The 15,680-nt window shown below is 67.6% G+C and carries 6 protein-coding genes; 4 read left to right on the top strand and 2 right to left on the bottom strand.

What is annotated here, in order from left to right; all coding sequences use genetic code 11:
- Positions 1–2: 2 nt before the first annotated feature.
- Positions 3–785 (bottom strand): exodeoxyribonuclease III, encoded by a 783-nt coding sequence (gene xth / locus ACZ5PO_RS29435; RefSeq protein WP_464197106.1) that lies wholly within the window; start codon positions 783–785, stop codon positions 3–5.
- A 96-nt stretch (positions 786–881) separates the two neighbouring features.
- Between xth and ACZ5PO_RS29430 the strand changes: the two genes are divergently transcribed.
- Both ACZ5PO_RS29430 and ACZ5PO_RS29425 read left to right on the top strand, forming a co-directional pair.
- Positions 882–1,361, top strand: coding sequence for a ceramidase domain-containing protein (locus tag ACZ5PO_RS29430; protein WP_464185802.1), 480 nt, complete (start codon positions 882–884; stop codon positions 1,359–1,361).
- On the top strand, positions 1,337–1,636 hold the full coding sequence (locus ACZ5PO_RS29425) for a hypothetical protein (RefSeq protein WP_464185800.1): 300 nt from the start codon (positions 1,337–1,339) through the stop codon (positions 1,634–1,636). Before ACZ5PO_RS29430 ends, ACZ5PO_RS29425 begins: the two co-directional genes overlap by 25 nt.
- 39 nt (positions 1,637–1,675) lie before the next feature.
- Here ACZ5PO_RS29425 and ACZ5PO_RS29420 read toward each other — a convergent pair whose 3' ends face one another.
- Positions 1,676–2,773, bottom strand: a complete 1,098-nt coding sequence (locus ACZ5PO_RS29420) for an alkene reductase (protein ID WP_464185798.1) — start codon at positions 2,771–2,773, stop codon at positions 1,676–1,678.
- Between the two features lie 418 nt (positions 2,774–3,191).
- On the opposite strand from ACZ5PO_RS29420, the gene ACZ5PO_RS29415 reads away from it, so the two are divergent.
- Positions 3,192–4,088, top strand: coding sequence for a transglycosylase SLT domain-containing protein (locus ACZ5PO_RS29415; protein ID WP_464185796.1), 897 nt, complete (start codon positions 3,192–3,194; stop codon positions 4,086–4,088).
- A 273-nt stretch (positions 4,089–4,361) separates the two neighbouring features.
- Entirely contained in the window at positions 4,362–15,635 is an 11,274-nt protein-coding gene (locus tag ACZ5PO_RS29410; RefSeq protein ID WP_464185794.1) for an Ig-like domain-containing protein, read from the top strand.
- Positions 15,636–15,680 lie beyond the last annotated feature (45 nt).

The following is a 15,680-nucleotide window of genomic DNA, read 5'->3' as shown; positions in this document are numbered from 1 at the left end:
GGTCAAAGATCGAGGTCGGCGGCAACCGGCACGTGGTCCGAGGGCTTGGGCAGGGCCCTCAGCGATTTGTGGATGTCGACGCCGCGCAAGCGGTCGGTGGCACGGGGCGTCAGCAGCAGATGGTCGATGCGGATGCCGAAATCGCGCTGCCAGGCGCCCGCCTGATAATCCCAGAAGGTGTAGAGCCCGCCCTCGTCGCGGCAGGCGCGCAGCGCGTCGGTGAGGCCGAGGTTGAGGAAGGCGCGGTAGAACGCCCGGCTCTCGGGCTGGAACAGCGCGTCGCCGGTCCAGGCAGCCGGGTCCTTGGCGTCGCGCGCATCGGGGATCACGTTGTAGTCGCCGCCGAAGACGGCGGCCTCCTCCAGCGCCAGGACCGACCGCATGTGCTCGCCGAGCCGTTCCATCCAGGCGAGCTTGTAGGCGAACTTCTCCGTTCCCACCGGATTGCCGTTGGGCAGGTAGATGGAGGCGACGCGCACCGCCCCGGACGGCACCGAGACGACCGCTTCGATGTAGCGCGACTGGGCATCGCTCTCATCGCCCGGAAGCCCGCGCCGGACATCCTCGAGCGGGAGGCGGGACAGGATGGCGACGCCGTTGAAGCCCTTTTGGCCGTGCACCGCGGCATTGTAGCCGAGCTCCGCCACCTCGGCCGCGGGGAAGGCCTCATCGACGCATTTGATCTCCTGGAGACAGAGCACGTCCGGCTTAACGTCCTTCAGGAAGCCGGTCAGGTGCTCCAGCCGCTGCTTGACTGAATTGACGTTCCAGGTGGCGATGCGCATCAAGGCTTGGGGCTCCGGCCGGCGAGCTGACGTTTCCGCGAGCGGCCGCATAGCACCTCATGGAGCGAATACGAAGCGCTGCGGCAGAGAGGGGCCATGGACCAGGGCTGGTGGACGCCGATCGACGCCTATTGCGAGCGCTGCAGTCCCGACTTCTGGGCCGAGCCGTTCAATGCGGTTTCCAACGGGGCCTTTCTGATCGCCGCCGCCTTTGCCGCGCGCCGCGCCGCCGCCACGGGGTCGGCAGGGCCGGGCGCGGTCGTCCTCGTCGGCCTGCTGGTGGTCATCGGCGTCGGCAGCTTCCTGTTCCACACCTTCGCCAACCGCTGGTCACTGCTGGCCGACGTCATTCCGATCGCCCTGTTCATCCTCGTCTATTTCGCTTTCGCCATGCGCACGTTCTTCGGCCTCGGCTGGGGGGCGCGGTCGCGGCGACGGTGCTGTACGAGGCGGCGTCGGTGGGGGCAGGGATGCTGTGGAGCGGCTGGGCGCGGGCGCGGGGCGGCGATCCGCTCAACGGCTCGTTCGACTATCTGCCGGCCGCGCTCGCCATGCTGGTCATCGGCTGCCTGCTGATCGCCAGGCCTGCGGCGGCTGCCAGCGGCTACCGCCTGCTGGCAGCCGCCGCAGTCTTCGGCATGTCGCTCATATTCCGCACCATCGACCAGGCGGTATGCGCCACGGTTCCCGTCGGCACCCACTTCCTGTGGCACAGCCTCAACGCGCTGCTGCTCTACCTGCTCTGTGACGCGCTGTTCCGCCACGCGTCCGCCCGGGCCGGGCCCGGAGCGCTTGCCGATCGGGCGGGAGCGCTCGATCGGAGAGAGGCGCCTCGGATTGTCGAGAGCTGAGGCCTGCCTGTCTGCAACGCCCCAGCGGAGCGGCTCGGCTCAGGCGGCGCGGTCGAGCGTCGGATAGTCGGTGTAGCCTTCCGCGCTGCCGCCATAGAAGGTCGACTTGTCCGGCTCGTTGAGCGGCGCGCCGACGCGCAGGCGCTCGACCAGGTCGGGATTGGAGATGAAGGCCTTGCCGAAGGCCACCAAATCGGCCTTGCCCGAGGACACCGCCTCGGCCGCGAGCTCGCGGGTGTAGCCGTTGTTGGCCATGTAGGCGCCGCCGAAGGCCTTGCGCAGGGCGCCGTAGTCGAACGGCTTGTTGTCGCGCGGGCCGCCTGTCGCCCCTTCGACGACGTGCAGGTAGCCGAGCTCGAAACGGCCGAGCTCCCGCGCCAGATGGGTGAACAAGCGCTGCGGATCGGAATCGTCGACGTCGTTGGCCGGCGATACCGGCGCGATACGGATACCGACGCGAGACTTCGGCAGCACGCTGGTGACCGCCTCGACCACCTCGAGCGTCAGGCGCACGCGGTTCTCGATCGAGCCGCCGTATGCGTCGGTGCGTCGGTTGGTCGCGTCCTTCAGGAACTGATCGAGCAGATAGCCGTTGGCGCCGTGGATCTCGACGCCGTCGAAGCCCGCCCGCCTGGCGTTCTCAGCGGCCGCCTTGAAGTCGGCGACGATGCCCGCGATCTCGCTCGTCTCGAGCGCGCGAGGCTCGGACACCGGTGCGAATCCGCTCTCCAGGAAGGTCTTGGTGTTGGCCGCGATGGCGGAGGGGGCGACGGGCTTGCCGTGTCCCGGCTGGAGGGATGTGTGTGAGATCCGGCCCACGTGCCAGAGCTGGATGAAGATGCGTCCGCCCGCTGCGTGCACCCGCTCCGTGACGGTGCGCCAGCCCGCCACCTGGGCGTCGCTGTAGATCCCCGGCGTCCAGATATAGCCTTGTCCCTGTTGGGAAATCTGCGACGCCTCAGTGATCAGCAGGCCCGCCGAGGCGCGCTGCGCGTAGTAGCGCGCCGTCAACTCGTGCGCTGCGCTGGTGTCCTTGGTGGCGCGATTGCGCGTCAGCGGCGCCATCACGATCCGGTTCGGCAGCGTCAGGTCGCCGAGCTGAAACGGCGTAAACAGGGACGTGGCATCTGCGCTCATGGCAATTTCCCAGACTTGTTGTGGGGAAACGGGAAAATCCCCGCCGCGGGTGCAGATATTTGTGCCGCGGCCGACTTCGAAGAGCGTGGCGACGTGCGCCGGTCCGGCTTGTGCGGCAGCGCACACGGCTAAGCTGGGGACAAGCCCTGCGGCCATTGTGACGGTATGGTTAATGCGGCCCATTCTCGCCACATCGCTCCTCCAAGGGGCCTTGCAACAAAGCGCGCCGTGAACGAGCGCGGCGCAGCAACGGGCGGGGTTCTACGGATTGACGCGTAAGCAGAGTGATGCGGTTCTCGCCGCGATCGCCCTCGATGACGACCACATCATCTGGCTCGAGCCCAGCACGGGCAAACGTTCCACCTCACGACATCGGCGTGCATCGCGGCGACGGGGGCGACGCTCGCCGCTGAGCCTGTTGGCGCTCCCCTTGGTCGCCGTCGGCCTGGCCGCTGCGGTCGGGCCCAGCGCACAGCCTTCGCCCGCCAGCGCCCATGGCGCCTACGATGACGCCGAGGCGGGCTTCGACGTGGTCAAGCTCGCCGCCATCATCAGGTCGTCGTTGCCGCCGTCGGTGCAGGCGATGCTGCCGCTGCCCGCGGCCGTCGCCGAACAACCGCTGCTCGCGCTGCAACCGGAGCCCGATCCCAACGAGACGCTACGGTTCGGTTCGGTCCAGGTCCGGCGCGACGTGGTCGAGACCGTCTGGCGCGCCGGAGCCCGGACGAAGGTCGATCCGGTCTACCTGATGGCGCTGGCCGACAAGGAGTCGAGCTTTTCCGCGCACGCCAAGGCGCCGACCTCCAGCGCCGAGGGCATGTTCCAGTTCATCGACAAGACCTGGCTGAAGGCGGTCAAGGAGTTCGGCCCGATCCACGGCCTCGGCGAAGAGGCGGCGAAGATCGAGTTCGCTGCCGACAAGGTCAAGGTCGAGCCGGCGGAGCGCGAGCGGATCCTGGCGATCCGCCGCGACCCCTATCTATCCGCCGTAATGGCCGCCGAGATGCTCAAGCGCGACCGGGCCGACGTGTCGGCCCGGATCGGGCGCGACCTGAGCAAGCCGGAGTATTATCTGTGCCACTTCCTGGGTTTCGACGCCGCTGCTCGTTTCATGCAGCTGCTGAACGACAGTCCTGACGAACGCGCTGCGAAGATATTCCCGAAGGCGGCGAGGGCGAACATCAACCTGTTCTACACGCGCCACCGCCGCAAGCTTCAGGCCAAGACGGTCGCCGAGGTTTATCAGAAGCTCATCGAGATGATGGACCGCCGCATCGACCGCTATGCCAGCGTGACCTCCCTGGTGAGCCGGTAGAGCCTTTCGCCATTGGACGAGGTCATCCAATGGCGGAGAAATGCTCAAAACCTTTTTCATCTGGAGCGCTGCTCTTGCGATTGAGGGATCCCACCCGATCGCGAAGCGCTCGGGCGCCAGCCACGATCGGCGGGTCACGCGCGCAGCAGTGGCCGCGGGCCTCCAGCAAAGCGCGAAGAAAGCCTGACCGGCTCCACCGTTTGGTGGACGCCGGTTCGACCGCGCCCGTTAGACTGGGGCTCGTTCGAGCCGATGCTCGCAAGGGCCCCAGCCATGGCGATCACCGCTGCGTCCACCAAGGACCAGATCGAGGCGTTCTTTCAGAATCTTGGCGCGACCATCGACGCCGAGGTCGCGCAACAGGACCTGCCTCTGATCGGGGCGGTGTCCGCCAATGGCGCGGGCGCGGCGCTGTTCGGGGAGTTGCGGGATGCGATGGTCTCGGCCTTGGCCGGCCTCGCGGCCCAGAATCCCAACGCCTCGCCCGATGACATCGTGGCGGCGCTCGCCGGGATCGGCGGCGTCACGGCGGCCGTATCGGGCGGCGACATCAGCATCGGCTTGACGGCCCAGGGCAGCCAGGGGCTCGGCTCGGCCGCCGTCGACCTCGGCAGCGTGGTCGTCGGCACCGGTCTCGATCTCAACCTGGCGCTGGGCGCGACGCTGGCCTCCGAGCTCGATGTCGCCCTGGAAATCGATGGAGCGACGGGCGCACTGGAGCTGGTCGAGACGGGCACGGACGAGCTGAAGGTCAGCCTGGCCGCCTCCCTTCCGTCCGGCAGCATCGACGCCAGGCTCGGGGCCCTCGACATTATCGTGGAGGACAAGGATCCGGCCAGGCCCGAGATCGAGCTGAACCTGTCGCTCGATCTACCCAATGGAGCCGCCGCCGCCCTGGCCGGCGCCGACCTGGTGCCGACCAGCGCCGCCGGGCAGGCGAACGTCGCGCTCAAGGTCGTGACCGATGTGCCGGACGATGCAGGCGTTTTTGCCGATCTGTTCCCGGAGATCTCTTTCGACCTCGTGGTGGACTACTCGTCCCTCGCGGCAGATCCATCCATCGCCTTCAACGACATCACCATCGACGTGGGCTCGTTCTTCGGGATCTTCGCCGGGACCTTGGGCGAGATCTCCGAGATCCTCGACACCGAGCCGCTCGGCACCATCCTGGACGTCACCACCGGGCCGGTCCCGTTGATCGACGGCCTGGCCCGCGCCGTGCCGTCGATCTTCGACGCCCTGGACAAGGTGCCGCGGCTCACCGGCGGGGACGGAGTCATCAGCCTCGTGGACCTGGCCGCGCTGAACGGCGATGTCCCGCTCTACGACGCGCTTGCCATGATCGCCCTGATCCGCAGCCTCGGCGAGGATGTCGGCGAGGTGGGCGCCATCAACCTGGGCGACATCGCCCTCGCCGCCGACCCGTTCGATCCGGCCGGCTCGCTCAAGAACTTCACCGGGCTGAGCGCCGGCGAGGCGCAAGATGCGCTCGATGAGCTGATCGCCGGCAACGGATTTTTCGACGCGCTCGGGGCCGATCTCAAGAACAACTTCCTCGCCGAGAGCGGCCTCGAGATCCCGATCCTCGACAACCCCAGCCTCATCATCGATCTGCTGTTCAACAACGAAGCTGGCGTCACGCTCGTCAGCTACGATCTGCCGGCGCTCGAGCTCGAAAAGCACTGGCAGCAGGATTTCCCCATCCTCGGGCCGATCGCGCTGACGCTCGAGGGCGATATCAAGGCCCAGATCGACTTCGACATCGGCTACGATACCCGGGGCCTCGCCACCGGCAACTTTGCGGACGGCATCTTCTTCACCACCGACGCCCGATCCGGCGCGCTCGATCCAAAGGTCAACCCGACGGGGTTCGAGCCGGTCGGCGACCTCGATACCCGGGTTGGAGCGGGTGTGGCGCTCAACGCCGTGGTGGTGCGGGCCTCGGTGACCGGCGGCATCGGCTTCGGCCTCGAGGGGTACTTCAACCCGGACTACTTTGACGGTCAGGACGGCAAGATCCGCGGCACGGACCTCGCCGGTTGCTTCCTCGATCCGCTCACGGGGAAGGTCACCGCCGATGTGCAGGTCAAGCTCAAGTTCGGCTTCGGCCCGTTCTCGTTCTCGAAAACGATCCCGCTGGCCAGCACCACGCTCGCCGACTTCGATCTCATCGATTGCCCGCCGAAGTCCGACCAGCCGTCCAGCCCGCCGGGCCAGGGCCTCGCCACCCTTGCGGCTCCCGGCTTCGCCGTCACCGACCTGGTGCTCAACACCGGCGGCCGCGCCGGCGAGCGATTGCTGAACGACAACGTAGGCGGGCCCGTCGCCGGCAACGACGCCACGACGCCGGAATACTACGAGATCCGCCTGGCGCGCGACGTGACCAACACCGGCCTGTTCCCCGACACGGCGGTGGTCGGGCCTGTCGTGCCCGGGCTCGACATCACGGCATTCGGGGTCACCCAGCGCTTCGGCGCCGCGGCCGAGCCGATCCATCTCATCAAGGGCGATCTCGGTGCGCTCGACGATACCCTGGTCATCGCCCGCGACGTGACGGTGGACTCCTCCGTCACCGGCGGCGTCGGCAACGACCTGATGGCAGGCGGCGGCGGCGGGGACACCTTCGACGGCGGCGTCGGCGACGACTACCTCGTCGGCAACGGCGGGAACGACGTGCTCAGCGGCGGCAGCGGCGACGACGTGCTCGAGGGCGGAGCCGGCGCCGACACGCTCGACGGCGGCGAGGGGACCGACCAGGTGAGCTACGAGACCTCGTCGGCCGGCGTGGTGTTCGAAGCCGTCAAGGTTGGGTCCGGCTACGAGTTCCACGGCAGGACCGGCGACGCCGCGGGCGATGTGCTGAGGAATATCGAGTACATCATCGGCTCCAGGGGGCATGACACCCTCATCGCCAATCCCGAGCAAGCCTCGACCCTGGAGGGACGCGAGGGCAACGACACCCTGATCGGCGGCAAGAGCAACGATTTTCTTCTCGGCGGCGCCGGCGCCGATTACATCGACGGCCGCGGCGAGGAGGACGACGGGAAGGGCAATGTCGGCGACGGGACGAGCTATCTCAGCTCTTGGGGCGCCGTGCACATCGATCTCGGTCGAGGCATCGCCTGGGGCGGCGATGCGCAGGGCGACATCCTCGTCAGCATCGAGCACGTGCAGGGCTCCGGCAACGACGACGAGATCTTCGGCGACGCCAAGAACAACCGGATCGACGGCTTCCTCGGCAACGATCGCCTGACCGGCTACCTGGGCACGGACACCGTCACAGGCGGGGAGGGCGACGACGTCATCTTTGCCTATGCCGACGGGGATACGCTCAACGGCGGAGGGTACATCCACGATCCGGGCCGGGACCTGCTCTCCTACGAGTACTATGCGGGAGGCGGGATTGCGGTCGATCTGGGCGCCGGAACCGGTCCCGACACGCTGGAGCGGGCGCGCCGTCTCGTGTCCACCGACGACGACGGCAACGCGGTCGAGAGTGATCCGGTCGACGGCTTCAGCACCTTCGAGGATCTCAAGGGCACCAACCTCGTGGGCTTCGGCGACAACCTCACGGGCGACAACCGCAACAACACGATCTGGGGCCTCGACGGGGCGGACACCGTCAACGGTGGAGGCGGCGACGACACGCTGATCGGCGGCGCCGGTGCCGACCGTCTGGTCGGCGGCATCGGAAACGACGTGGCCGACTACAGCAGCTCTCCGGGGGGCGTGGTCGCGGATCTGGCCGGGACGGGGCGCCAGTTCGACGCGGAGGGCGATACGTTCGAGACGGTCGAGAACCTCCGCGGCTCGGATTTCACCGACAGGCTCCTTGGCGACGCTGGCGCCAACGAGATCGACCCCGGCCTGAGCGGGACCGCGGAGGCGGATGTCGTCGACGGCCGCGGCGGCGTCGACCGCCTCGTGGTCGATTATTCGCGCGACGATTTCGGCGGCGGCGTCAAGGGTGGCTTCAACTTGGGCGGTGCTCCGGGACTCGGGAGCCTCTCCCGTGCCGACGCGGCGATGCTCACGACCCTCGACAAGGTGGAGTTCAGCAACATCGAGGCCCTGACGGTCACCGGCACCATCAAGGCCGACGAGATCCGTGGCGGCGGCGGCGACGACATCATCGACACCGGCGACGGCGACGACATCGTCGTGAGCGGCCAGGGGGCCGACGTGGTGCGCGCCGGTGCCGGCAACGACCAGGTGACCTATGGGGCCAACACGTTCGGGGCGCTGGCCGCCACGGCTGGCGCGGGGACCTTCTTCCTCTATGGCGGCAGCGGCATCGATACCTTGTCCGTGTCGGTCGCCGCGCTCACGCAGAACATCACGCTGGACAGTACGCTCTGGCAGGGAGAGTTCCGCGGCACGAACTTTGAGACCGCGAACGCGCGCATCATGGAGTTCGAGGTCCTCAAGAACGTCTACACGGGAAGCGGCAACGACACGCTGAAGCAGCTCGGCCGGCTCGACAATTATTTCAACGCCGGCGACGGCAGCGACCGCATGACGCCCGGCCTGGGCAAGGACACGGTCGTGGGCGGGCGTGACATGAACGGCCTCGTCCAGGCCGCGGGCACCGGCTTCTTCGAGGTCGCCGACGAGGCGGCCTACTACGGCGCCGAGGGGGACGTCCTCGTGCTCGACTATTCGTCCCTCGAGCCTGGCTCTCACGTCGAAGGCACGTCCGAAAGCATCTATACTGGAATCACTCTTCGGAAAGACGTCGCGCCTGGAGAAATTATAAGTTACGCCTATGCCGACGTCAGTACTACCAATGGCGTCTATGTCTCCGTCAGCAGCGATCCCAGCCTGAATGGCCTCGACAAGGTCATCTTCAGCGATATCGAGCGGCTGGACGTCACCGGCACCAATGAAGGTGACTCGCTCACCGGCACGTTTGCGGCACTCGATCCGCCGCAAGGGTTCAACATTCTCCCGATGCGGCGCGGCGACGATATCCTGCGAGGAGGCGGGGGCAACGATGTCCTCCGCGGATATTCGGGCGATGACGAACTCTATGGTGGCGACGGAAACGACTACCTCATCGGCGACTACTTGGAGAACAACACCGACGTCGACCTGCTGACCGGGGGCGCCGGCGCCGACGTGTTCGTGCTGGGTGACGGCCTCGGGCCCGACTACAGCGATGGCGACCCCGGCAAGAGCTCGCTCAATCGCGGCGTCGTCATGGATTTCAATCCGGCCGAGGGCGACGTCATCCAGCTGTATGGCTTTGCCAGCGAGTATCGCACCGTCGTATTCTCCAACTCCGCCTTCATCTATCGTATCGACGGTACGAACCCGAGCAACGACGAGCTTGTTGGCCAGGTCGTTAATTTTGCCGGCTTCAATCTTAGCGCCGGCTATGTCACCTACGAGTATTTCGACTTCGGCGGCGGAGGTTTCGCCGCCCTGGCCGATACGGGGGGCACGGCTGCCGCCGGGGCCGCCAATCTGCCCGTCGATGCCGCAACGCCTGCGAAAGCGGCAGGGGCGATATCGGCCGCCACGACAGCCACCGCTCAGGTGACGGACGCACCGGCGACGGCGGCCGTGTCCTGGGTGAGCCAGCAGAGCGATCCCTCGCAATTGCTCGCCACGCTCGCCATGGGATCGGGGGTCGTCGCGGGCAGCACGAGCCTGACGATCGAAGGCAACGGCAATGCCTTCGGCGTCGTGGACGGCGACGATCCCTTCGGCATCGGCTCCGGTATCGTGCTCTCCACGGGCAAGGTCGACGACTTGTTCGGCCCGAATACGAGCGACGTCAGCGAGGCACCCGGCACATCCATTCCGCTCCGCTTCGAGGCGATCGGAACATTCAATGACAACAGCATCTACCGTGCCGATTTGTCGGGCCTCGGCATCGACATCAGGTCTTTGACGCTACGGGACAGCAACAGCCAGGAGGGTGGCAGCTCCGGTGCATTCAGCGGGTTTGATCTCAACGCTCTGATGTTCAGCGCGACGAAGATCGAAGGAACACCGGGCGCCGCGCTTGCCGTGAACCTCAACGATCCGGCGCTGCGGCTGGATGTCTTCGACTTCGGCAATACGCCGGGCGGCAGTGTACCGGGCGCCATTCTCGTCCCGGGTACATGGCGCGATCTTCACGATGCCGCGAACTTTCATGGGCAGGTGAATGGGTTGCTCGACAATGGCTATGCCAGGCTCGGCGAGTTTGACGACCGGCCCGGTGCAGACGGGATCGACGACGGCTTTCTCACGCTCGGCGACGGGGGCTCGCTCGCGCTGAATCTGAAAGCGGCGGTCAACTCGGACGGTCCTTTGTATCTTTACGTCGCCGAGACGCCCGCCGGTACCGACGAGCAACTGGCCGGCGACATCTCGGTGTCGTCCTCTCTCGTCAGACCCGAAGCCGACCTCAGCACCGATCTGGGCGCTGCGGGAATCGAAGGCGATACCACCAAGCTCACCTACAGGTTCACTCCGGAAGCCGGCGTCGACACGCTGCAGTTCGAGTTCGCTTTGTTCTCAGAGGAGTTGCCGCAGTTCGCCGGCGCGGCGCTCGGCGATGCCGTCTCGATCTCGATCAACGGCGTGAACATGGCGGCCCTGTCCGACGGCGCTGCGGCCAGTCTCTACGCGCTGATGCCCGCCAACGGCCTGACCCATCCCGACCTGATCCTCAACGCGCCCGGTTCGGGCGGCGCGAGCGATCTCACCCGCGCCGACGCCTTCACCAAGGTGCTCACCTTCGCCGCCCCGGTCACGCCGGGCGTCGAGAACGTGCTCGAGGTCGAGGTGAAGGATGTCCGCGACGCGCTTCTCGACAGCGGCATTCTCATCAAGGCCGGGTCCCTCAGGGTGGTCGACGGCGACGGCGGCGGCGGCGGAGCCGGTGCCGAGGCGCCGTGGGTGACGTGGCAGGGGCAGGGCACGATCGAGGGCCCAAGAGTCGTGGAAGGGGGGCAGGCCGTACTGTGGCCCGTCACGCTCCACGCCGGCTCGGCAGGGGGCCTGGCCAAGCCCGTCACGCTGACCTTCCGCACCGACGACGACCTCGACCTGGGCAACGGGCCGGGCGTCGCGCTGGTAAGAACCCTCAAGCCGGGCGATCCGCTCACCTTCAACCTGGCCATCCAGGCGCCGAACGACGGCATCCTGGAGGGGATCGAGTTCAACCCCATCGACATCCTCGTCGAGAGCGAGGATCCGCGCTTCGACGGCCTGCCCGTGCCGCCGCTCGTGGTGGAGATTGCAGATACGGGGGCGCCGATCGCGGTGGCCGATAGCTATGCGGCCAAGGAGGACGAGGCGCTCACGGTCGCCGCCGCCGGGGGCGTACTCGCCAATGATCTCGATCCGAACGGCGCATCGCTGACCGTCGCCCTCGTCGCGGGCGCGGCCCACGGCGATGTCACGCTGAATGCCGACGGCTCGTTCACCTACACGCCCGATGCGAACTATGCCGGTGCGGACAGCTTCGCCTACGCCGCGAGCAACGGCAGCGAGGCGGCGGCGCCCGTCACCGTGAACCTGGCCGTCGCCGCGGTCAACGACGTGCCGGACGCGGCGGGGGACAGCTACGCCGCGGTGTCCGGCAAGCTGCTCGCCGTATCGCCGGCGAACGGCGTGCTCGCCAACGACACCGACGTGGACGGCGATGAGCTGACGGCCGCGCTGGTGGAGAAGCCGGAGCACGGCACGCTGACGCTGAGCGACGACGGCTCGTTCACCTACACGCCGGATGCCGGCTACAGTGGGACGGACAGCTTCACCTACAAGGCGAGCGACGGCGCGGCCGACAGCGAGGCCGCCACCGTTTCCCTCACCATCACGCCCGATACATCCGGGAATCACGCGCCGGCATTCGAGGACGAGAAGCCCGGGACGGGCGGCGGCATCGTGCGGGTTTCGACGGACACGGCCGGGGTCCAGGGCGCCGGCAATAGCGGGGATCCCGTCTTCTCGCCCGACGGGACCAAGGTCGCGTTCTCGTCCAACGCCTTCACCGGCAACAGCGGCGATGTTTTCTTGAAGGATCTCGTCACCGGCACCCTGACTCTCGTCAACGCCGATTCCGCCGGGGTGCCGGGAAACATCGGCAGCTCCGACCCCGCCTTCTCCCGGGACGGCAGCAAGATCGCGTTCTCCTCCGCGGCCTACAACCTCGTCGCCGGCGACACCAACAGCGTCGCCGACATCTTCGTGAAGGACCTTGCCACCGGCGCCTTGACGCGCGTGTCGACCGGTGCTGCGGGCGAGCAGGGGAACGCCGGCAGCTACAACCCCATCTTCTCGGCCGACGGCACCAAGGTGGCCTTCGAGTCCGACGCCGGCAACCTGGTTGCCGACGACACCAACAGCGCGTCCGACATCTTCGTGAAGGACCTCGTCACAGGCGTGGTGAGCCGCGTGTCGACGGGCGCTGCCGGCGAGCAGGGTGATCTCGCGAGCCGGAGGCCGGTGTTCTCGCCTGACGGAACCAAGGTGGCGTTCCAGTCCGGGGCGCGTACGCTCGTTTCGGGCGACGACAAGAGCGTTCAGGATATCTTCGTCAAGGACCTCGTGACCGGCGCGGTGACGTTGATCTCCAGCAACGCCGCTCACGTATCGGGAAACAACTACAGCTCCAATGTCGCCTTCTCTCCGGACGGCACCAAGGTGGTGTTCGTATCCGGTGCCACAAATCTCGTGGCCGACGATACTAACGCCGTTGACGACGTCTTCGTGAAGGACCTCATCACCGGGTTGGTGACGCGCGTGTCGACGAGCGCCACCGGAGCACAGAGCCACTCCGGTCTCGCAGCCGCGAGCTTCGATCCCACCTTCTCGGCGAACGGGACCAAAGTGGTCTTTGCTTCGCTGGCTTACGATCTGGTTCCCGATGACACCAACGGGGCGCAGGACGTCTTCGTCAAGGACCTCACGACCGGCGCGGTGACACGCGTGTCCACGACCGCCGACGGCGGCGAGGTGAGCGCCGGCAGCTTCCAGCCCGGCTTCTCGCCGGATGGCACCAGGGTCGTGTTCGCGTCCTCGGCCTTCAACCTCGTGTCCGGCGACACCAACCTCGGCGCGGACATCTTTGTGAAGGACCTCGGCGCGCCGGCGATGCCATCGATCACGACGGCGACGCTGACCGATACCTCGGAGCAGACATCCCAATCAGCTTCGGGCAGGGTCTACTTCTCGGACGAGGACACGACCGACACCCACACCGTCACGGCGGCCCCGCAGGGCTTGGCGCGTGGCATGCTGACGCCCCTGCTCGTCACGGATTCCACCGGCGCTGTCACCGGCGAGGTCGACTGGACCTATACGGTCGCCGAGAGCCTGCTGAAGCCGCTGGGGGCGGGCGAGGCCTACGTGGACATCTTCGCGTTGACACTCGACGACGGTAGGGGCGGCACCGATACGCAGGACGTCACCATCACCCTCGTCGGCGTCAACGACAAGCCGGTCGCGGCTGCCGACGCCTACACGGCCCCGGCGGGCACCGCGCTGACCCTATCGGCGGCGGACGGCCTCCTCGACAACGATACGGACGCGGACGGCGATGCGCTGGCGGCCGTCTTGGCGCAGGCGCCCGAGCACGGCGCGCTGACGCTGAACGCGGACGGCTCGTTCACCTATACGCCTGACGCGGGCTATAGCGGGACGGACAGCTTCACCTACAGGGCTGATGACGGCACCGACACGAGTGACGTCGCCACCGTGACATTGAGCGTCGGCGGCGGTGACGTGACCGCGCCGTCGGTAACTATCAACCAGGCGGCGGGCCAGGCCGATCCGGCAGATGGCGGCGCGATCCGGTTCGACGTGGTGTTCAGCGAGACGGTGACGGGCTTCGACGCGAGCGATATCTCGTTTGCCGGCTCGACGGCCGGTGGCCCCCTCGTCGGGGAGGTCGCGGGCAGCGGCGGCGCCTACACCGTGTCGGTCACGGGCATGGCCTCGAGTGGCAGCGTGGTGGCGTCAATCGGCGCCGGGGCGGCGGCCGACGCGGCGGGCAACGTGAGCCTCGCCTCAACCAGCGCCGACAACACCGTGGCGTACGCGCCGGGAGGCGACGTGACGTCGCCGTCGGTCACGATCAACCAAGCGGCGGCGCAGGGCGATCCGACCAAGGGAAGCCCCATCGTGTTCGACGTGGTGTTCAGCGAGACGGTGACAGGCTTCGACGCCGGCGACATCTCGTTGGCCGGATCGACGGCCGGCGGCAGCCTCGTGGCGAAGGTCGCGGGTAGCGGCGCCGCCTACACCGTGTCGGTCACGGGCATGGCCTCGAGCGGCAGCGTCGTGGCGTCAATCGGCGCCGGGGCGGCGGCCGACGCGGCCGGCAACGTGAGCCTTGCCTCCACCAGCACCGACAACACGGTGCGCTATGAGCCTTCGGGCCACACATGCTTCGTCGTGGGCAGCGCCGGGCCGGATGTGCTGTTCGGGTGCGAGAGGCCGGACGAGGTTCGTGCCGGCGCCGGCAACGACATCGTGCTTTCCGGGGACGGCGACGACATAGCCCGGGGCGAGGACGGGGCCGACCTGCTCTTCGGCGGCCGCGGGAACGACCGGTTGTACGGCGGCCTCGGCAATGATCGGATCGAAGGTGGAGAGGGCGACGATATCGCCGACGGCGGCGATGGCGCCGACAGCCTTCGGGGTGATGCCGGCAACGACCATCTGCTCGGCGGGGCCGGGGACGACGGGCTCGACGGCGGTGCGGGCGACGATGTCATCGACGGGGGCGATGGCGCCGACACGCTCAACGGCGGCATTGGCGACGACCTGCTGAGCGGCGGCGCCGGCGCCGACCGGATCGACGGCGGGGCCGGCAACGACCGGATCGACGGTGGCGACGGAGATGACGGGATCGATGGCGGTGATGGCAGCGACCGCATCACCGGGGGGCTCGGCAACGACCGCGTGTCCGGCGGGGCGGGAGCAGACTACATCGACGGCGGTGCCGGGGATGACCGCATCTTCGGTGGCGCCGGCAACGACACCATTCTGTCGGGGCCCGGTCGCGACATCGTCTACGGCGGGGAAGGCGACGACGTCGTCTATTTGACCGGCGCCGACGGCTCCGTTGCCTTTGGCGATGCGGGCAACGATCAGCTTCATGCGATCGGAAGCGCGGCGTTCACGCTGCGCGGTGGGGAGGGCGACGATGCGCTCGTGAGCTCCTCCGGCGACGACCTGCTCTTCGGCGGCAGTGGTGACGACCTGCTGTTCGGCGCGGCAGGCAACGATGTGCTCTACGGCGGCAGCGGCACGGACCGGCTGATCGGCGGCCACGACGATGACACGCTCTATGGCGGTCTTGGGCTCGACTATTTTATGATGAACGACGGGTTCGGTCCGGGGCAGCTGGACACGATCGGGGATTTCGAGGATGGGATCGATCTCGTCGGCCTGCCCGTCGCCGTGGAGGGCCGCATGAAGCTGATCGACACCCAGGAGGGAGCCTACCTCTACTACACCTATGCCGCGGAAGCCGGCGAGTACGGCATCCTGTTCAAGGGCGCGACTGCCGCTCAGGTCAGCGATCAGCTGTATTACACCGGCTGATCGCGTGAGCCCGCTGTTTCACCTGCCGCCTCACCTCGTGGCGAA

The organism is Chelatococcus sp. KU-N122 (genome assembly GCF_055391085.1).
Note: the sequence above shows the minus strand (reverse complement) of the source record. Positions and strands in the feature narration are given on the sequence as shown.